Annotated in this window: 17 protein-coding genes; 11 read left to right on the plus strand and 6 right to left on the minus strand. The window is 72.6% G+C overall.

Annotated features, from left to right (window positions below):
• Positions 1-446: hypothetical protein (locus ADK55_RS39215; protein WP_420713631.1), on the minus strand; the 446-nt coding region annotated here is incomplete at its 3' end.
• A gap of 15 nt (positions 447-461) precedes the next feature.
• Here ADK55_RS39215 and ADK55_RS15680 point away from each other — a divergent pair.
• Complete coding sequence (locus tag ADK55_RS15680) at positions 462-1,340, plus strand: tetratricopeptide repeat protein (RefSeq protein ID WP_053679160.1); 879 nt, start codon at positions 462-464, stop codon at positions 1,338-1,340.
• Positions 1,341-1,430: 90 nt separating this feature from the next.
• On the opposite strand, the gene ADK55_RS15685 is transcribed toward ADK55_RS15680, so the two are convergent.
• Positions 1,431-2,702, minus strand: coding sequence for a DUF1015 family protein (locus tag ADK55_RS15685; RefSeq protein ID WP_053679162.1), 1,272 nt, complete (start codon positions 2,700-2,702; stop codon positions 1,431-1,433).
• Between the two features lie 123 nt (positions 2,703-2,825).
• Here ADK55_RS15685 and ADK55_RS15690 point away from each other — a divergent pair, with 123 nt between their 5' ends.
• The 4 genes from ADK55_RS15690 (at position 2,826) to ADK55_RS15705 (ending at position 6,934) form a co-directional block, all read left to right on the plus strand.
• Positions 2,826-3,869: an HAD hydrolase-like protein gene (locus ADK55_RS15690; protein ID WP_053679164.1), complete on the plus strand. Its 1,044-nt coding sequence runs from the start codon at positions 2,826-2,828 to the stop codon at positions 3,867-3,869.
• 82 nt (positions 3,870-3,951) lie between these two features.
• Positions 3,952-4,998: a FecCD family ABC transporter permease gene (locus tag ADK55_RS15695; RefSeq protein ID WP_199826534.1), complete on the plus strand. Its 1,047-nt coding sequence runs from the start codon at positions 3,952-3,954 to the stop codon at positions 4,996-4,998.
• A gap of 62 nt (positions 4,999-5,060) precedes the next feature.
• Positions 5,061-6,110 (plus strand): FecCD family ABC transporter permease, encoded by a 1,050-nt coding sequence (locus ADK55_RS15700; RefSeq protein ID WP_053679316.1) that lies wholly within the window; start codon positions 5,061-5,063, stop codon positions 6,108-6,110.
• Positions 6,107-6,934, plus strand: a complete 828-nt coding sequence (locus ADK55_RS15705) for an ABC transporter ATP-binding protein (protein WP_107089202.1) — start codon at positions 6,107-6,109, stop codon at positions 6,932-6,934. The genes ADK55_RS15700 and ADK55_RS15705 overlap by 4 nt, the downstream gene beginning before the upstream one ends.
• Positions 6,935-6,992: 58 nt before the next feature.
• Here ADK55_RS15705 and ADK55_RS15710 read toward each other — a convergent pair whose 3' ends face one another.
• A complete protein-coding gene (locus ADK55_RS15710) occupies positions 6,993-7,340 on the minus strand; it encodes an SCP2 sterol-binding domain-containing protein (RefSeq protein WP_053679318.1) in 348 nt (115 codons plus the stop codon).
• A 64-nt stretch (positions 7,341-7,404) separates the two neighbouring features.
• Between ADK55_RS15710 and ADK55_RS15715 the strand changes: the two genes are divergently transcribed.
• The 5 genes from ADK55_RS15715 (at position 7,405) to ADK55_RS15735 (ending at position 12,630) form a co-directional block, all read left to right on the plus strand.
• The gene (locus tag ADK55_RS15715) at positions 7,405-7,677 is read left to right on the plus strand and encodes a hypothetical protein (protein ID WP_420713632.1); all 273 of its coding nucleotides are present in this window, start codon (positions 7,405-7,407) and stop codon (positions 7,675-7,677) included.
• A gap of 7 nt (positions 7,678-7,684) precedes the next feature.
• Positions 7,685-8,500 (plus strand): TlyA family RNA methyltransferase, encoded by an 816-nt coding sequence (locus tag ADK55_RS15720; protein WP_053679170.1) that lies wholly within the window; start codon positions 7,685-7,687, stop codon positions 8,498-8,500.
• Positions 8,497-9,456, plus strand: coding sequence for an NAD kinase (locus ADK55_RS15725; protein ID WP_053679172.1), 960 nt, complete (start codon positions 8,497-8,499; stop codon positions 9,454-9,456). The genes ADK55_RS15720 and ADK55_RS15725 overlap by 4 nt, the downstream gene beginning before the upstream one ends.
• Before the next feature lie 82 nt (positions 9,457-9,538).
• Positions 9,539-11,257 carry a DNA repair protein RecN gene (recN, locus tag ADK55_RS15730; RefSeq protein WP_053679173.1) on the plus strand — a complete coding sequence of 573 codons (1,719 nt, stop codon included), beginning with the start codon at positions 9,539-9,541 and terminating at the stop codon, positions 11,255-11,257.
• Positions 11,258-11,508: 251 nt separating this feature from the next.
• Entirely contained in the window at positions 11,509-12,630 is a 1,122-nt protein-coding gene (locus ADK55_RS15735) for a glycosyltransferase family 4 protein (protein WP_053679322.1), read from the plus strand.
• A 31-nt stretch (positions 12,631-12,661) separates the two neighbouring features.
• On the opposite strand, the gene ADK55_RS15740 is transcribed toward ADK55_RS15735, so the two are convergent.
• The 3 genes from ADK55_RS15740 to ADK55_RS15750 form a co-directional block, all read right to left on the minus strand.
• Positions 12,662-14,281, minus strand: coding sequence for a PucR family transcriptional regulator (locus ADK55_RS15740; protein WP_053679175.1), 1,620 nt, complete (start codon positions 14,279-14,281; stop codon positions 12,662-12,664).
• Between the two features lie 22 nt (positions 14,282-14,303).
• Positions 14,304-15,686 (minus strand): FAD-binding oxidoreductase, encoded by a 1,383-nt coding sequence (locus ADK55_RS15745; protein WP_053679177.1) that lies wholly within the window; start codon positions 15,684-15,686, stop codon positions 14,304-14,306.
• A gap of 96 nt (positions 15,687-15,782) precedes the next feature.
• Positions 15,783-17,588, minus strand: coding sequence for a glycoside hydrolase family 15 protein (locus tag ADK55_RS15750; protein ID WP_053679179.1), 1,806 nt, complete (start codon positions 17,586-17,588; stop codon positions 15,783-15,785).
• 515 nt (positions 17,589-18,103) lie between these two features.
• Here ADK55_RS15750 and ADK55_RS15755 point away from each other — a divergent pair.
• Positions 18,104-19,741, plus strand: a complete 1,638-nt coding sequence (locus ADK55_RS15755) for a CTP synthase (protein WP_053679180.1) — start codon at positions 18,104-18,106, stop codon at positions 19,739-19,741.
• Positions 19,742-19,757: the final 16 nt, after the last annotated feature.

The following is a 19,757-nucleotide window of genomic DNA, read 5'->3' on the forward strand; positions in this document are numbered from 1 at the left end:
ACCGGGGTGACCGTCCCAGCGGCGGTGGCTTCCAGCGCCGTGACGACCGTGGCGGCGACCGCCCCAGCTACCCGCGCCGCGATGACGACCGCGGTGGCTTCCAGCGTCGCGATGACCGTGGCGGGGACCGTCCGAGCTACCCGCGTCGTGATGACGACCGTGGTGGTTACCGCGGCGGTCGTGACGACCGTGGTGGGGACCGTCCGAGCTACCCGCGTCGTGACGATGACCGCGGTGGTCGTCCCACCGGTGGTGGCGGCGGCTTCCAGCGCCGTGACGACCGTGGCGGGGACCGCCCCAGCTACCCCCGCCGCGATGACCGCGGTGGCGATCGTGGTGGTTACCGCGGCGGTCGCGATGACCGTGGTGGCGACCGTGACTTCCGCGCGGACCGCGACCGGGACCCGGTCAAGCGGCTTCCGATCGACGAGGACATCACCGGTCACGAGATCGACGCCGACGTGCGTCAGGAACTCCTGAGCCTGCCCAAGGGCCTGGCGGAGGAAGTCTCCCGGAACCTCGTGATGGTGGCCCGACTGATCGACGAGGACCCCGAGCAGTCGTACGCGTACGCCCGCATCGCCCTGCGTCTGGCCTCCCGTGTCGCCGCCGTCCGCGAGGCCGCCGGCTTCGCCGCGTACGCGACGCAGAAGTACAGCGAGGCGCTCGCGGAGTTCCGTGCAGCCAAGCGCATGACCGGCTCCGTCGAGCTGTGGCCCGTCATGGCCGACTGCGAGCGCGGCCTCGGCCGTCCCGAGCGGGCGCTGGCCATGGCCGGCGAGCCCGAGGTGCAGAAGCTGGACAAGGCCGGCCAGGTCGAGATGCGTCTGGTCGCCGCCGGTGCCCGTCGGGACATGGGCGAGCTCGACGCCGCCATCGTGACCCTGCAGAGCCCGGAGCTCGCCTCCCACTCCGTGCAGCCGTGGACCGCGCGTCTGCGGTACGCCTACGCCGACGCGCTGCTGGCCGCCGGTCGTGAGGACGAGGCCCGCGAGTGGTTCGCCAAGACCATCGAGGCCGACAAGGACGGGGCGACGGACGCCTCGGACCGACTCGCCGAGCTGGACGGGGTCGAGTTCGTCGACGCCGCGGCGATGGACGACGCGGACCTCGACGACGAGCCCGACGAGATCGACGAGGACGACGACCAGGACGACGCCGAGGTGGCCGCCGCCGAGCGCGCGTCCGACCAGGCCGAGTACTACGACGAGGACGACGACGAGTACGAGCCCGTCCCGGACTCCGACTCCGACGTCGACGTCACCGACGAGATCGTCGTCATCGAGGACGACGAGCCGCGTGACGAGCGCGACGAGCGCGAGGACCGCGACAAGGCCTGACCGGTCTTCGTCGGCGTGATCTGACGTGAAAGGGCGGTACCCCCGGTGGGGTACCGCCCTTTCGCATGTCCGGGCGCCCCCGGGAGAACGTCAGACCAGGCTGCGCAGGACGAGCCCGGTGGCCGGCTTCGGACCGAACGAGGTCGACTTGCGGGGCATGGTGACGCCCTGGCGGGCCAGGTCCCGGACCACTTCCTCGCGTACGGGATGCAGCAGGACGGCGGTGCCGCCATGCCGCTCGGCCATCTCCACCGTCGCGGCGGTGTCGTGGATGTACGTGATGTGCTCCGGCTCGTCGGGGACCTGCCAGAGGGTGTCGAGCAGGGCGGCGTGCAGCACGGTCGCGTCCAGTCGGCGCCAGGCCTCGGGCCGGTCGCGGCGGACGGTGCGCTCGATCAGGGCCGGGTCGGGGTCGGTGACCAGGTGGAACCTGCCGTCCCCGGTGAGCAGGAAGGCGTTGCCGCGTTCGGCCGCGTCGGTGAGGGCCTCCAGGGCCAGCGGGAGCGGGCCGTCCACGGCCCGCACGCGGAAGTGCCCCTCGATCGCGGCCAGGGCCTCGGCCGGCGGGAGGCGGCGCAGCATGCGGTGGATGGCGCGGACCTGGAGCGGATAGCGGGCGGTGTCCACGAGGAGGACCAGCCCGAAGTCCCAGGGGCTGGGGGAGTCGTGCTCCTCCTGGAGGCGCAGGTACGTCGCCCAACGGTGGTGGCCGTCCGCGATCAGCGCCTGCCGGTGGCCGAGGTCCGCGGTGACGGCGTCCAGGTCGACGGGGTCGGTGATGGCCCACAGGCGGTGCTGGAAACCGTCCTCGGTGGTGGTGGAGAACAGCGGCGTGCCGCGGACGGTCCGTTCGACGACCGCCGAGGCTCCCGCCGCGGGGTCGTCGCCGCGGTAGGTCAGGAGCAGGGGTTCGAGGTTCGCGGACGCGGCGCGCATCAGACCGGCCCGATCGGTGACCACGTGCGGCATCACGTCCTCGTGGGGCAGGACGATGCCGGCGTCGGGGGCGGACAGGGCGAGGGCGCCGATGATCCCGCGCTGGAGGAGGCCCGCCTTGCGCTGTTCGTACACGTACAGCGCGGGCGTGGGATCCGCGCTGAGGACGCCTTCGGCGAGCCACTCGCGGAGGGTTCTCGCGGCCTGCTCGTTGCGGGCGGCGGGCGTCTCGGCCTGGGGCAGGATCAGGCGGACGATGTTGTGGGGCTCGGCGGATTCGAGATAGTCGACTCCGTCGGGGCGCACGACCACGTCGTACGGCGGTGAGGTGACGGCGGCGAGACTGCCCACACGCTCCGGGACGTAGCGCAGCCCGTTGAAGGGGGTCAGCCGCAGTCCGTGCTCCGCGTTGTCTGAAGTGGTCATTGATGCATGGTAGGACGCGTCTCGCGATGCGGGATGATCGGGGGAGCGGCAGGCAGGCGCGGAACGCGGACAGCGCCGATCGAAGAGCGTTCGCATGAGGTTTTCGGATGAGGAGCGGACACGATGAGCCGGCAGAGCAGGACCCGCCCCGAGGGCAGTGAACGCAGTCTCCACCAGGCCTACGACACGGCCCTGTTGGACCTGGACGGCGTGGTCTACGCGGGCGGCCGGGCCATCGCGCACGCGGTGGATTCGCTGGCCTCCGCGCGGGCCGGCGGGATGCACCTCGCGTACGTGACGAACAACGCGCTGCGCACCCCGGACGCGGTCGCCGAGCACCTCGGCGAGTTGGGCATCCCCACCGAGGCGGACGAGGTGATCACCTCCGCGCAGGCGGTGGCCCGGCTGATCGCCGAGCAGGTGGAGCCCGGGTCGAAGGTGCTGGTGATCGGCGGGGAGGGGCTGCGGGTCGCGTTGGGCGAACGCGGGCTGGTGCCCGTGGAATCCGCCGACGAGGAGGGGCTGGCGGCGGTCGTCCAGGGGTACGGGGGACCGGACCTGCGGTGGGAGCGGTTCGCCGAGGCCTCGTACGCGATCAACCGCGGGGTGCCCTGGTACGTGTCGAACACCGACCTGACGATTCCGAGCGCGCGCGGGATCGCGCCGGGCAACGGCGCCGCGGTGGAGGTCGTACGGATCGCCACGGGCGCGGAGCCGCAGGTCGCCGGCAAGCCGCTGCCCCCGATGCACCGGGAGACGGTACTGCGGACGGGCGCGAAGCGGCCGCTGGTGGTCGGCGACCGGTTGGACACCGACATCGAGGGCGCCTACAACGGGGAGGTGGACTCGCTGCTGGTCCTGACCGGGGTGACGGACGCCGCACAGTTGCTGCGCGCCGAGCCGAAGTACCGGCCGACGTACGTGGACCGGGACCTGCGCGGACTGTTGACGGGGCAGCCTGAGGTCGAGCGGGCCGAGGACGGGTTCCGCTGCGGCGGCTGGACGGCGCTCGTGTCGGGCGACGTCCTGGAACTGCGCGGCGAGGGGGGCGATCGGCTCGACGCCATCGACGGCCTGCGGGCGCTGTGCGCGGCGGCCTGGACGCGGGCGGGGGACGGGTCCTGCGACCTCGACGCGGACAAGGCGCTGGCCAGGCTGGGGCTTTAGACCCTCCGGCGCAGGGCGTGCGGCGGGCGAAGGGACGTTCGGTCGATCCGAACAACTGGGAGGGTAGGCTAACCTAACCTGCGTGTTGGTCGAGAGTCCCCCCGAACAGAGCGCGGCGCCCGTCGCCGCCACCCGCGAGCGCCATGGCGCTCGCGCCGTCGGTCTGCTGGTCGCCTTCGCGGCGCTGGCCGTGATCGCGGTCGCGAGCATCGCCGTGGGCGCCAAGCCGATGGCCCTGGACCAGGTCTGGCACGGCCTGTTCCACTACGCGGGGACCGCGAACGACGTGGTGGTGCGGGACCTGCGGGTCCCGCGCACCCTCCTCGGCGTGCTGGTCGGTCTCGGCCTCGGCCTGTCCGGGGCGGTGATGCAGGCACTCACCCGCAATCCGCTGGCCGAGCCCGGCATCCTCGGCGTCAACGCGGGCGCCGCGGCCGCCGTCGTGTCGGCGATCAGCTTCCTCGGCGCCTCCTCGCTGAGCGAGTTCGTCTGGTGGGCGTTCCTGGGCGCCGCGGTCGTCTCGGTCGTCGTGTACGTGCTCGGCGGCAGCCGCAGCGCGACCCCGGTACGGCTCGCGCTCGCGGGGACGGCGGCCAGCGCGGCCCTGGTCGGCTACATCAACGCGGTCCAGCTGATGGACAGCAAGGCACTGGACAAGCTGCGCTTCTGGACGGTGGGTTCGCTGTCCTCGGCCAACATGGACACCGTCCGGCAGGTCGCCCCCTTCCTGCTGATCGGCGCCGTGCTGGCGCTCTCGCTGGGCCGGCCGCTCAACGCGATGGCGATGGGCGACGACACCGCGCGGGCGCTCGGGGCCAACCTGACGCGGACCCGGATCGGCGCCATGCTCGCCATCACCCTGCTGTGCGGGGCCGCGACCGCCGCCTGCGGGCCGATCGTCTTCATCGGGCTGATGATCCCGCACCTCGTACGGATGATCACCGGCCCCGACATGCGCTGGGTGCTCGCGTACTCGGCGGTCCTGTCACCCGTGCTGCTGCTCGGCGCCGACGTGGTCGGCCGGGTCGTCACCCGACCCGCCGAACTCCAGGTCGGCATCGTCACCGCGCTCATCGGCGGCCCCGTCTTCATCTACCTGGTTCGGCGCAAGAGGATGGCCCAGCTGTGACCCTGACCGCGAAGACCGGGGAGACGGCGGACGGCGAAAGCCCCGTACGGACCACGAAGCCGGTGAAGGCCGCCCCGCTCCGCTCGCGCGCCCTGCGCGGCCCCCGAGGCACCTCGCTGCGCGCGGAACCCCGCGCGCTGCTCGCCGGAGTGCTGCTGGGCGTCGTGGCGCTGCTGCTCGTCGTCCTGCTGATCGGCACCGGCGACTTCGACATCGCCCCGTGGGACGTCGTGCAGACGCTGCTGGGCAACGGCACCCCCGCCAACGACTTCATCGTCAACGACCTTCGACTGCCGCGCGTGCTCGTCGCGGTGCTCGTCGGCGCGGCCCTCGGAATGGCCGGCGCCGTCTTCCAGTCGGTGTCGCGCAACCCGCTCGGTTCCCCGGACCTGCTCGGTTTCGGGTACGGGTCGGCGGTCGGCGCGCTCACCGTGATCATCGTGTTCAAGGGCGGCGCGACCGAGGTGGCGATGGGCGCCGTCGTCGGCGGCGTGCTGGCCGGGATCGCCGTGTACCTGCTCGCGTACAAGAAGGGCATCCACGGGTACCGCCTGGTGCTCGTCGGCATCGGTGCGTCCGCGATGCTCGTCGCCCTCATCCAGTACCTGATCACCAAGGCGCAACTGACCGAGGCCACCCGCGCCATGGTCTGGCTGACCGGTTCGCTGGCCGGCCGGGACTGGGCGCAGGTGTGGCCGCTGCTCGTGACCTGCGCGGTGCTCTTCCCCGTGATCCTCGGGCAGGGCAGGGCCCTGCGGATGATGGAGATGGGGGACGACGCCGCGTACGCCCTGGGCGTGCGGGTCGAGCGGACCCGGCTGTTGCTGATGCTCGCCGCGATCGTCCTGACCACCGCGGCCGCCGCGGCCGCCGGACCGATCACCTTCGTCGCGCTGGCCGCGCCCCAGCTGGCCCGGCGGCTCACCCGCTCGCCCGGCTCGAACCTGCTCACCGGCGCGTTGATGGGCGCCGTCCTGCTGCTGGTGTCCGACTGGGCCTCACAGCGGGCCTTCGGGGCCGACCAGCTGCCGGTGGGTGTGGTGACCGGGCTGGTCGGCGGTGTCTATCTGCTCTGGCTGCTCGTCACCGAGCGCAAGGCGGGACGTATATGAAGACCTCCAGGAGGACCCAAGTGCAGCGGCTGACCGCGGAGAACGTGACCCTCGGCTACGACCAGCGGGTCATCGCCGAGAACCTGTCGGTGGAGATACCCGACCATTCCTTCACGGTGATCGTCGGACCCAACGCCTGTGGCAAGTCCACGCTGCTGCGCGCGCTGTCGCGGATGCTCAAGCCGTCCGCGGGGCGGGTGCTGCTCGACGGCCACGCCATCGGGTCGATGCCGGCGAAGAAGGTGGCCAAGACCCTCGGCCTGCTCCCGCAGTCCTCGATCGCCCCGGACGGCATCACCGTCGGCGACCTGGTCTCCCGCGGCCGGTACCCGCACCAGGGACTGCTGCGCCAGTGGTCGCCCGAGGACGAACGGATCGTCAACGAGTCCATGGCGTCCACCGGGGTCGCCGAGCTCGCGGACCGGGCCGTGGACGAACTGTCGGGCGGACAGCGTCAGCGCGTGTGGATCGCGATGGCGCTGGCCCAGCAGACCCCGCTGCTGCTCCTCGACGAACCGACGACGTACCTGGACATCCAGCACCAACTGGACGTCCTCGACCTGTGCGCCGAACTACACGAGAACCAGGGCCGGACCCTGGTGGCGGTGCTGCACGACCTCAACCACGCGGCCCGCTACGCCACGCACCTGATCGCGCTGCGCGGGGGCGTGGTGGTGGCCGAGGGGCCGCCGTCCGAGGTGGTGACCGCGGAGCTGGTGGAGAAGGTGTTCGGGCTGCGCTGCCAGATCATCGACGACCCGCAGACGGGGACGCCGCTGGTGATCCCGGCGGGTCGGGAGGCCCGCGCGAAGGTCTCCGTCTGAGGGGCCCCACAGCCTCGGGCGCCGCGGCGCCCGGGGCTCGGGTCTACAGCCCCTGGGTCTACAGCAGGCTCTTGAGGCGGAGCAGGTCGCGGAAACCGGCCTCCAGCCTGACCCTGCCCGAGGCCCAGGCCTTGGCGAACTTCAGCTCCCCCGCGACCAGGGCGAGCAGGTCGTCGCCGGACATCGCCAACCGGATCTCGGCCTTGGTGCGGGGCGCCCCCGGGGCGACCGCGTCGACCCGGATCCGGCCGTTGTCGAGCCGCCCCGTGAAGGTCTGGTCGAGGTCGGTGATGTGGCAGCTCAAGGAACGGTCGAAGGCGGCCGCACCGCGCACGTCACCGTCGGCCCGGGCCAGGTTGTCCGAGAGTCGGTCGAGTGCTTCGCGGCACTCCTGAATCGTAGCCATCGTGATCACGACGGTACCGCAGAGCCGTACGTGGTCGCGGCGCGCTACGAGGTAGCGTCGGGGCATGACCGACGAAGTGTCCGAGAGAGTCCCGGCAGCCCCCGACGCGTCCGGGCGGGCCACCGGCGAGCCCACCGGACCCGCGCCGCTGGGCGTCGTGCGGACGCCCACCGGGCACGCCGGGGTCGACGCGCTCCTGGAGCGGCTGGCGGACGCGGACCACCTCACGGCGGACGGGCACGCCGAGGTGTACGAGGATGTGCACAGGGGGCTGCGCGAAACGCTGACCGCGCTGGACGCACCGCCCGTCCCCGGACCGTACGAAAACAGGAGCTGAACCGAACGTGGCAGGAGTGGCACGCCGCCGCCTGGACGCCGAACTGGTACGCCGCAGCATGGCCCGCTCGCGCGAGCACGCGGCCCAGCTGATCGCCGCGGGCCGGGTGACCGTCGGCGGCACCACCGCCACCAAGGCGGCCACCCAGGTCGAGACCAGCGCGGCCCTCGTCGTCCTCAAGGACGACAGCGACCCCGACTACGTCTCCCGGGGCGGCCACAAACTGGCGGGCGCACTCGCCGCCTTCGGGCCGCGGGGGCTGGTCGTCGAGGGCCGGCGGGCGCTCGACGCGGGCGCCTCGACCGGCGGGTTCACCGACGTGCTGCTGCGCGCGGGCGTCGATCACGTCGTCGCGGTGGACGTCGGCTACGGGCAGCTCGCCTGGTCGCTGCAGAGCGACGAGCGGGTCACGGTCAAGGACCGCACGAACGTCCGCGAACTGACCGTCGAACTCATCGACGGCGTTCCGGCGGACCTGGTCGTCGGCGACCTGTCGTTCATCTCGATCGGTCTGGTGCTGCCGGCGCTCGTCCGGTGCTGCGCGCCGGACGCGGATCTGGTGCTGATGGTGAAGCCGCAGTTCGAGGTCGGCAAGGACCGCCTCGGCAGCGGAGGAGTCGTGCGCAGCCCCGAGCTGCGCGCGGAAGCCGTACGGGAAGTCGCGGCGCGGGCCTGGAAGCTGGGGCTGGGGGTGCTCGGGGTGACCGCGAGCCCGCTGCCCGGGCCGTCGGGCAACGTCGAGTACTTTCTGTGGCTGCGGGCGGGGGCACCGGCACTCGACCCGGGGGACGTGGACCGTGCAGTGGCGGAGGGGCCTCAGTGACCGATACAGCAGACACAGGCGCATACACGGGTTCGACGGCGGGAGGCGCGGGGGAACGCACCGTCTTCCTCCTCGCCCACACCGGACGGCCGGCGGCCATCCGCAGCGCCGAGTTGGTCGTCCAGGGACTGTTGAAGTCCGGACTGGGCGTACGGGTCCTCGCGGACGAGGCGGTGGACCTGCCGCTGCCGCCCGAGGTCGAGCTGGTCGCGGAGTGCACCCCGAAGGTGCTCGACGGGTGCGAGCTGCTGATCGTGCTGGGCGGGGACGGGACCCTGCTGCGCGGGGCCGAGTTCGCGCGCGGCTCCGGGGTGCCGATGCTCGGCGTCAACCTGGGCCGGGTCGGGTTCCTCGCCGAAGCCGAGCGGGACGACCTCGACCAGGTGGTGGAACGCGTCGTGACGCGCGCCTACGAGGTCGAGGAACGCATGACCATCGACGTGGTCGTGCGCACCAACGGCGACGTGCTCCACCGGGACTGGGCGCTGAACGAGGCCGCGGTCCAGAAGGTGTCCCCGGAGCGGATGCTGGAGGTGGTCCTGGAGATCGACGGGCGTCCGGTGACCGGCTTCGGTTGCGACGGGATCGTGTGCGCGACGCCGACGGGTTCGACGGCGTACGCCTTCTCGGCGGGCGGACCCGTGGTCTGGCCCGAGGTGGAGGCGCTCCTGATGGTGCCGATCAGCGCGCACGCGCTGTTCGCGAAGCCGCTGGTGACCTCGCCGGACTCGGTGCTGGCCGTGGAGGTGCAGCCCGGGACCCCGCACGGCGTGCTGTGGTGTGACGGCCGCCGCACCCTGGAACTGCCGGCCGGCGCCAGGGTCGAGGTCCGGCGGGGCACGGTGCCCGTGCGCCTCGCCCGACTGCACCACGCCTCCTTCACCGACCGCCTCGTCGCCAAGTTCGCGCTGCCCGTGTCGGGGTGGCGCGGAGCCCCGCACGAAGCACGCCAATAGCACGTGCGTTCGGAGAACTCGGCGAGGGTGACGTCGCATGGCACCCGTCAAACCTCGGTATGGTCGTCCCGTGCTTGAGGAGATGCGGATACGGTCGCTCGGGGTCATCGACGACGCGGTGGTCGAGCTGTCGCCCGGTTTCACCGCGGTGACCGGCGAGACCGGCGCGGGCAAGACGATGGTCGTCACGAGCCTCGGCCTGCTGCTCGGAGGCCGCGCCGACCCGGCCCTCGTCCGGATCGGTGCCAAGGCAGCGGTGGTCGAGGGGCGCATCGTGCTGCGCCCCGGAGCCCCCGCCGCACTGCGGGCCGAGGAGGCCGGCGCCGAGCTCGACGACGGCGCCCTGCTGATCAGCCGCACCGTGTCCGCCGAGGGGCGCTCGCGCGCCCACGTCGGCGGCCGGTCCGTGCCCGTGGGCCTGCTCGCCGAACTCGCCGACGACCTCGTCGCCGTACACGGCCAGACCGACCAGCAGGGCCTGCTGCGGCCCGCCCGGCAGCGCCAGGCCCTCGACCGGTACGCCGGGGGCTCCGTGGCCGTCCCGCTGGAGAAGTACACCGGTGCCTACCGGCGCCTGCGCGCCGTCGCCGTCGAACTGGACACCCTCGTCACCCGGGCCCGGGAGCGGGCCCAGGAGGCGGACCTGCTGCGCTTCGGCCTCGACGAGATCGCGGCCGTGGAACCCCTGCCCGGCGAGGACGTCGAACTGTCCGCGGAGGCCGAGCGCCTCGGCCACGCGGAATCGCTCGCCTCGGCCGCGCAGGCCGCGCACGCGGCCCTCGCGGGCAACCCCGAGGACCCCGAGGGCATCGACGCGAACACCCTCGTCGCGGGCGCCCACCGCGCACTGGAGTCCGTACGGTCCCACGACCCGGCCCTCGGCACGCTCGCCGAGCGGATCGGGGAACTGGGCATCCTGCTGGCCGACGTGGCCGGGGAACTCGCCGGCTACGCCGACGACCTGGACGCCGATCCGCTGCGGCTGGCCGCCGTGGAGGAGCGCCGGGCCGCCCTGACCCAGCTGACCCGCAAGTACGGGGACTCCATCGACTCCGTGCTGGAGTGGGCCGAACAGGGCTCCGAGCGGCTCCTGGAACTGGACGGCGACGACGAACACATCGCGGAACTGACCGCGGAACGGGACGGCCTGCGGGTCGAACTGTCCCAACTGGCCCAGGCGTTGACCGACGCCCGGATGGACTCCGCCGCCCGGTTCGCGTCCGCCGTCACCGCCGAACTCGCCTCGCTGGCGATGCCCCACGCACGGGTCACCTTCGACATCCGCCAGATCGAGGACCCCGAAGGCGTCGAGGTCGGCGGCCGGACCGTGGCCTACGGGCCCTCCGGCGCGGACGAGGTCGAACTACTGCTTGCCCCGCACCCCGGCGCCCAGCCGCGCCCCATCGCCAAGGGCGCCTCGGGCGGCGAGCTGTCACGCGTCATGCTGGCGGTGGAGGTCGTGTTCGCCGGTTCCGACCCGGTGCCCACCTACCTCTTCGACGAGGTCGACGCGGGCGTCGGCGGCAAGGCGGCCGTCGAGGTCGGCCGGCGGCTCGCCAAACTTGCCAAGTCGGCGCAGGTCGTCGTCGTCACGCACCTCCCGCAGGTGGCCGCCTTCGCCGACCGGCAACTGCTGGTGGAGAAGACCGTCGACGGATCGGTGACGCGCAGCGGCGTCACCGTCCTGGAGGGCGAGGACCGGATCCGCGAGCTGTCGCGGATGCTGGCGGGCCAGGAGGACTCCGAGACGGCGCGCGCGCACGCCGAGGAACTCCTCGCGACGGCGCGCGCGGACGCCTAGCTCTTTCAGCTCTTTCAGCTCTTTCGGATCTTGTCGGGCGGGGCCCGGGACGCGACGCGTCCCGGGCCCCGGACACGTTCGGCATCGGGAGATTTCGCCGTCCGGGTGGCGGCGGGTAGCCCGTGTGGGTGAGGCTGGGGGGCGTCTGGCGGTATCTCCTCGGGGATCCGCACCCGTATGGTCCCGGAACGCGCGTGCGGACTGGCATCCTGGGCGACGTCTCTGACTCCCTCACCCTGGAGCTTCGGCCCGTGAGCAGCTCCCCGGTCCCGGTCCCCCCTCCCGCCCAGCCCTACGGCCGGCCGCCCCTGCGCACCGTCCAGGTGCTGGGCGGCGCCGGCGCGGGCAGCGGCGCGCACGTCCGCTCCCTGACCACGGGGCTCGCGGCGCGCGGCGTACGGGTCACCGTGTGCGCCCCCGTCGCGGCGGAGGGCGAGTACGACTTCACCGGCGCCGGCGCCGAGTTCACGCCCGACGCGGTGAGCGCCCTGCGCGCCGCCTGCGCCGGAGCCGACCTGGTCCACGCGCACGGGGTACGGGCCGGGCTGCGGGCCGCGCTGGCCCTGCGCGGCGGCCGCCACCGGGCCCCGCTCGTGGTGACCTGGCACGGCGGCGCCCCCGAGGCGCCGGGCGCGCTGGGGCGGATGGGGCGGTTGCTGGAACGCCGAGTGGCCCGGGCGGCCGCGGTGGTCCTGGGCGCCTCCTCGGACCAGGTGGACCGGGCGCGCTCGCGCGGGGCGCGCGACGCCCGACTGGCGGCGATGGCGACGCCACTGCCCGCGATCCCCGAACCGGCCGCCGACCCGGAGAAGGTGCGGGCCGAACTGGGCGCGGTGGAACGGCCGTTGGTGATCGCGGTCGGCAGCCTGGTCGCCCGGCGCGGGTACTCCGTGCTGCTGGACGCCGCGCGTGCCTGGCGCGAGCTGGACCCCGTACCGCTGCTGCTGATCGCGGGGGAGGGGCCGCTGCGGGCCGAACTGTCGCGCCGGATCGAGGCGGAGGGACTGCCCGTACGACTGCTGGGGCGCCGCCGGGACGCGGACCGACTGCTGGCCGCGGCGGACGTGGCGGTCCTGCCGAGCCGCTGGGAGGGCCGCTCGCTGCTCGCCCAGGAGGCGCTGCGGTCCGGCGTGGCCCTGGTGGCCACGGACGTCGGGGGAGTGCCGGAACTGGTCGGGGACGCGGCGGTGCTGGTGCCGTACGGGGACCCGGCGGCGCTGGCGGCCGCGGTGTCGGGGCTGCTCGGCGACCCGGCCCGGCGGGCGGCGCTCGCGTCGGCGGGCCGCGCGCAGGCCGCGACGTGGCCGTCGGAGGACGACACGGTGGCCCAGGTGCTGTCGGTGTACGACGAGCTGATGGAGCGCGAACGGTAGGTCCGGCGGATGCCGGACGCCGCCCGCCGGCTCAGGAAGCGGTGTGGCGCCGGGCGCGCAGGGCGAGGCTGAGGGAGAGCACCGTCTCCGGGTCGTCCAGGTCCGTGCCCAGGAGCTCCGAGATGCGGGCCAACCGGTTGTACAGCGTCTGACGGTTCAGATGCAGCTCACGGGCCGTCTCCGCCTTGCGGCCCGCGTGCGCCAGGTACGTCTCCAGGGTCGGCAGCAGCGAGGGGCGGGAGGCCACGTCGTGCACCCGCAGCGGGCCGATCGCCCGGTCCACGAAAGCGGCGAGGTCGGGGTGTTCGCGCAGCCGCCACAGCAGCAGGTCGATGTCGAGACGCCGGGCGTCGTACCAGGGCCGGGCCGGCAGGCCCTGGGCCGCCGTCGCCGTCTCGGCGGCGTGCCGCAGCCCGGCCGAGGCCGCCGCCCAACTCCCCGACACGCCCACGACCACCGCCGGCGAGGCACCCGCCCGGTCCAGACCGGCCCGCTCCACGCCGGCGCGCAACGCCGCCGCGACCCGGTCGGCGACCGTCGTGCGCTCCGACTCCGCCCGCAGGGACACCAGCAGCGGCACCCGGCCCTCCACCGGGCGGACGCCCAGCAGCACCGGGACGCCCACCGAGGACAGCTCCTCCAGCACCGCCCGCGCGAGGACCGCCCAGTTCCCGGACGGGCCCGGGTCCGTGGCCAGCCGCATCACGACCGGCAGGAGGGGGCCCGCGCCCGGCTTGAAACCCAGGACGCGCGCCTGCGCCGGGGCGTCCTCGGCGGAGATGCGACCCTCCGCGAGATCCGTCAGGAAGTCGCCCCGCCCCCGCGCGGACAACTCGTCCTCCTGACGGGCCTGCATCAACACCACCGCCAGCACGCCCGCCGTCCGCTCCGCCGCCATCCGGTGGACGGGCAGCAGCGGGGCCGAGACCCCGAGCAGGACCACGCGCGCCCGCACCGAGCCCGTGCCGTGACCGCCCCCGGGGACGTCGACCACGACCGCGTTGGCGGACGGCTCGGCCTCGCGCTGGCCCCGCAGGCCCTCCCACACCTGGAGCGGGTCGGCGGCGGCGTCCCCGGAGACCGGCCCGGCGGCGTAGAGGAGCCGGCCGTCGGGGGTCTCCAGGAAGACCGGGTTCGCCGTGAAGTCGGCGAGGATGCTCAGCACCTGCGGGATCCCGCCGCCGCCCAGCAGGGCCTCGGTACATCGCCGGTGGACCTCCTCGGCCCGCTGGAGCAGCGCGTAGTGGCCGTTGACGATCTCGGTGTGCACCTCCTCCGTCACGGTCACGAAGGGCACCTCGCGGTGGAGCTGCACGAGGGGGAGGCCGGCCGCCCGCGCCGTCTCCACGATGGTGGCGGGCAGGCGCGTGAAGCGCGGGCCCAGTTCGACGACCAGCGCGGCGATGCCCCGGTCCGCGAGGCGGCGCACGAACGCACGCTGCTCGGCCGGCCGGGTGCCCAGCCCCAGCCCGGTGGTCAGGAGCAGCTCGCCGCCCTTGAGGAGCGAGGCGATGTTGGGGACCTCGCCCGCGTGGACCCAGCGCACGGTCCGCCCGAGCCGATCCGCGCAGGCCATCACCTCCGGCAGACCGCTGCGCAGTCCCGGCAGCTCCAGCGCCCGCTGAACAGTGATCCCGCCCTGGTTGTCCATGTCGCGGGACGCTACCAGGGCCTCAGGCCGGCTTGATGTTGTGGTTGAACCGGAAGACGTTGTCCGGGTCGAACCGCCTTTTCACCGAGGCCAGGCGCCGCAGATTGTCCTCGCCGAGGCCCGCCGCGACCCGGTCCTCGCCCTCGTCGCCGAGGAAGTTGAGGTACACCGCCCCGGTGCTCCACGGCCGCGCGTCGGCCCGTACGTCCTTCACCCACCGCCGACACCGCTCGTCGTCCGCCGGGTCCTCCCAGACGGCGAACGGGTGCACCGCCCAGGCGGCGTCCCGGTACGGCACGGGGAAGTCCGCGGGCCCCTGCGCGATGGCCCCGCCCAGGGGGAACAGGATGTGCTGGGTGCCGGTCGGGACCGGCATGGACGCCGCGCGGGCGCAGTAGAGGTCGACCAGCTCGTCGGGCAGCCCCGTCAGGTACTCGGCGGACCAGTAGTTCCGCATCCCCGGCGGGTCGTCGATCATGCACTGGAGGTCCGCGTACGGGATCGCGGTGACGATCTCCACCTCGTGCGGCACGGCCAGCAGCGGCGCCAGGAGCGCGCGCATGGCGTCCTCGGAACCGGCGTACGTCAGGAGCGCCGCGCAGAGCATGGTGCCGACCAGGTGCGGCGGCACGAAGGGCTCCGGAGGCGCGGTGAGGTGGATCACGCCACCGCTCGCCTCGGGCGGCGCGGCCTCGATGATCTCCCGGTACAGGCGGGTGACCTCGGGGCCCCGTTCGGGGGCGTACATGAGCATCGCGACCGACATGGCGGGCAGTTCGTGCAGCCGCAGCGTCAGCGAGGTGGCGACCCCGAAGTTGCCCCCGCCGCCGTGCAGGGCCCAGAACAGCTCCGGTTCGTCCTCGGCGGTCGCGTTGACGATCTCGCCGTCCGCGGTGACCACGTCCACCCCGAGGAGGTTGTCGACGGCCAGGCCGAACTTCCGGTCCAGCCAGCCCGAGCCGCCGCCGAGCACGAACCCGCCGACCCCGGTGGTCGAGACCCGGCCGCCGGTGGTGGCCAGGTCGTGCGGGGCGCAGGCCCGGTCCAGGTCGCTCATCAGGGCGCCGCCGGACACCCGTACGGCCTTCGCCCCCGGATGCACCGTCACCTCGTTCATCCGGCGGAGGTCCACCACCAGCGCGCCGTCCCCCAGGGCCGTGCCGGCGACGCTGTGGCCGCCGCCCCGCACCGCGATGGGCAGGTCCAACCGTCGGGCGAACCGCACGGCCGTGACCACGTCCGACTCGCTCTCGCACTGGGCGATCACGGCGGGACGTCGGTCGACCATGGCGTTGAAGACGGTCCGGGCCTCGTCGTAGCCCGGATCGTCGGGCGCGAGCACGGCGCCGGAGAGGTCTTCGCGGAGCGCGGTCAACGCCGCGCCCGCCTTCGAGAGCGGGGCCATGACCGCCCCCTTCCGCGAGGGGCACACAAGACCCCTCCAGGTTAGGCCTTGTCGTCGAGGTCGCGCCGGTCGGAACCTCGACGACAAGGCCCGGGGTCAGCCCCCGTACGCCCCGCTCGCCGTCAGGCGCAGCGCGGTGTCGATCAGCGGGACGTGGCTGAAGGCCTGCGGGAAGTTGCCGACCTGGCGCTGGAGCTTGGGGTCCCACTCCTCGGCGAGCAGGCCCAGGTCGTTGCGCAGCGACAGCAGCTTCTCGAAGAGCCGGCGGGCCTCGTCGACCCGGCCGATCATCGCCAGGTCGTCCGCCATCCAGAACGAGCAGGCGAGGAAGGCGCCCTCGTCGCCCTCCAGGCCGTCCACGCCGCATTCCTCGCCGGCTGTCGGGTAGCGCAGGATGAAGCCGTCGGGGGTCGACAGCTCGCGCTGGATCGCCTCGATGGTGCCGATGACCCGCTTGTCGTCCGGTGGAAGGAAGCCCATCTGTGGGATGAGCAGCAGCGAGGCGTCCAGCTCCTTCGACCCGTACGACTGGGTGAAGGTGTTGCGGTCCTTGTCGTAGCCCTTCTCGCACACGTCCGCGTGGATCTCGTCGCGCAGTTCGCGCCAACGCTCCAGCGGGCCGTCCGCGTCACCGCTCTCGATCAGCTTGATCGTGCGGTCCACGGCCACCCACGCCATCACCTTGGAGTGCACGAAGTGGCGGCGCGGGCCGCGCACCTCCCAGATGCCCTCGTCCGGCTCGTTCCAGTGGGTCTCCAGGTAGCGGATGAGCTTGAGTTGGAGCAGCGAGGCGTAGTCGTTGCGGGCCAGGCCCGTCATGTGGCCCAGGTGGAGGGCCTCGGTGACCTCGCCGTACACGTCGAGCTGGAGCTGGTGGGCGGCGCCGTTGCCGACGCGGACCGGCTGGGAGTTCTCGTAGCCCGGCAGCCAGTCCAGTTCGGTCTCGCCGAGTTCCCGTTCGCCCGCGATCCCGTACATGATCTGCAGGTTCTCGGGGTCGCCGGCCACCGCGCGCAGCAGCCAGTCCCGCCAGGCGGAGGCCTCGTCGCGGTAGCCGGTGCGCAGGAGCGAGGACAGGGTGATGGCGGCGTCGCGCAGCCACGTGTACCGGTAGTCCCAGTTGCGGCTGCCGCCGATCTCCTCCGGCAGGGAGGTGGTCGGCGCGGCGACGATGCCGCCCGTGGGCCCGTACGTGAGGGCCTTGAGCGTGATCAGGGAGCGGACCACGGCTTCCCGGTAGGGGCCGTGGTACGTGCACTGGTCGACCCACTCGCGCCAGAAGTCGGTGGTGACCCCCAGGGCCTCCTCGGCGTCCGGCGCCTCGGGGGCGCCCCGGTGCGAGGCCTGCCAACTGATGGCGAAGGCCACCCGGTCGCCGGGCCCGACGGTGAAGTCGGAGTACGTCGTCAGGTCCTTGCCGTAGGTCTGCGCGTCGGTGTCCAGCCAGACCGAGTCCGGGCCGGAGACCGCCACCGTACGGCCGTCCACCTTGTGCACCCAGGGCACGATCCGTCCGTAGCTGAAACGCATCCGCAGCGCCGAGCGCATCGGGACGCGCCCGCTGACGCCCTCCACGACGCGGATCAGTTGCGGTGCGTGATCCTCGCGAGGAGGCATGAAGTCGATGACACGGACGGTTCCCCTCGGGGTGTCCCACTCCGTTTCGAGCACCAAGGAGTCACCGCGATAGCGCCGGCGATCGGCCCGCGGGGCCGGGGTGCCGGACGGGACCGCGGGACCGACCCGCCAGAACCCGTGTTCCTCGGTGCCGAGAATGCTCGCGAAGACGGCATGGGAATCGAACCGTGGCAGGCACAACCAGTCCACGGCTCCGTCCCTGCAGACCAACGCAGCGGTCTGCATGTCCCCGATCAGTGCGTAATCCTCGATGCGCCCGGACACGTTGCATCTCCAGTCGAACGGCCACGTCCGCCCCTGAGGGCGCTTGCATTGCGCGGTTGCGCGGTCTCCGTGTGTGTAGGGATCCCCGCGTAGAGTCCATGATTCCGGAACCGGCGTGGTTACACCGTAGGCCGGACTGCTCGGCGGCGATGTGCAGCGATATTCGAGCAGGATATGACGGCACCCTAGTGATCTCCTTAAGTCTCGGAACAATGCGGCTCGTCCGAACGGGTGACCTGCGCAAATGCCGTAGCCACGGGTGTGGCGCGGTGTGGCGCGCATCACCGGGGAGGGCCGGCCCGGGTCGTCGGAGGCGGACCGGCCCGGGCGCTGATAGGCTGGTACCCCGTGGACCGGTGGTCTGCCTGTGCGAATCAGGAGCCCCGAAACCGCAGCTTCGGCGCCCCCTGAGACCTTCCGGTTCGACGGTGGCCGGCGCCGGACGCACCTCACCTCGCGACCACGGGAGCCCCCTCTTGGCGACGCCGCCCGCTGCTTTTCGAAACAGCACAGCCATGACGACCAAGCACATCTTCGTCACCGGGGGTGTCGCTTCGTCCCTCGGCAAGGGCCTCACGGCCTCCAGCCTGGGTGCGCTGCTGAAGGCGCGCGGCCTGCGGGTCACGATGCAGAAGCTCGACCCCTACCTGAACGTCGACCCCGGCACGATGAACCCCTTCCAGCACGGTGAGGTGTTCGTCACCAACGACGGCGCCGAGACCGACCTGGACATCGGCCACTACGAGCGTTTCCTCGACGTCGACCTCGACGGCTCGGCGAACGTCACCACCGGCCAGGTCTACTCGCAGGTCATCGCCAAGGAGCGGCGCGGCGAGTACCTCGGTGACACCGTGCAGGTCATCCCGCACATCACCAACGAGATCAAGAGCCGCATCCGCCGCATGGCGACCGAGGACGTCGACGTCGTCATCACCGAGGTCGGCGGCACCGTCGGCGACATCGAGTCGCTGCCGTTCCTGGAGACCGTCCGTCAGGTCCGCCACGAGGTCGGTCGCGACAACGTCTTCGTCGTGCACATCTCGCTGCTGCCCTACATCGGCCCCTCCGGCGAGCTGAAGACCAAGCCGACCCAGCACTCGGTCGCGGCCCTGCGCAACATCGGCATCCAGCCCGACGCGATCGTGCTGCGCGCCGACCGTGAGGTCCCGACCTCCATCAAGCGCAAGATCTCGCTGATGTGCGACGTCGACGAGGCCGCGGTGGTCGCCGCGATCGACGCCAAGTCGATCTACGACATCCCGAAGGTGCTGCACACCGAGGGCCTGGACGCCTACGTCGTGCGCAAGCTCGACCTGCCCTTCCGCGACGTGGACTGGCGCGTCTGGGAAGACTTGCTGGACCGCGTCCACAACCCCGACCACGAGGTCAAGGTCGCGCTCGTCGGCAAGTACATCGACCTGCCCGACGCCTACCTGTCGGTGACCGAGGCGCTGCGCGCCGGCGGGTTCGCCAACAAGGCGCGCGTGCAGATCAAGTGGGTCACCTCCGACGACTGCAAGACCCCGGCCGGTGCGGCGGCGGTACTCGGCGACGTGGACGCGATCTGCGTTCCCGGCGGCTTCGGGGACCGAGGCGTCAACGGCAAGGTCGGCGCGATCACCTACGCCCGCGAGAACCGCATCCCGCTGCTGGGCCTGTGCCTGGGTCTGCAGTGCGTGGTCATCGAGGCCGCGCGCAACCTCGCGGGCATCGAGGACGCCAACTCCACCGAGTTCGACGCCTCGACCCCGCACCCGGTCATCTCGACCATGGAGGAGCAGCTGGCCTTCGTCGAGGGCGCGGGCGACCTGGGCGGCACCATGCGTCTGGGCATGTACCCGGCGAAGCTCGCCGAGGGCTCCATCGTCCGTGAGGTCTACGGCGACGAGGCCTACGTGGACGAGCGCCACCGTCACCGCTACGAGGTGAACAACGCCTACCGCGGCGAGCTGGAGAAGAAGGCCGGGCTGGTCTTCTCGGGCGTGTCCCCCGACAACAAGCTCGTCGAGTACGTCGAGTACCCGCGCGAGGTGCACCCCTACCTGGTCGCCACCCAGGCGCACCCGGAACTGCGTTCCCGCCCGACCCGGCCGCACCCGCTGTTCGCGGGTCTGGTCAAGGCCGCGGTGGAGCGCCAACAGTCCGCCAAGTGAGCCTGCGGGGCCCGAG

The organism is Streptomyces sp. WM4235, from assembly GCF_001279725.1.
Taxonomy (GTDB): domain Bacteria; phylum Actinomycetota; class Actinomycetes; order Streptomycetales; family Streptomycetaceae; genus Streptomyces.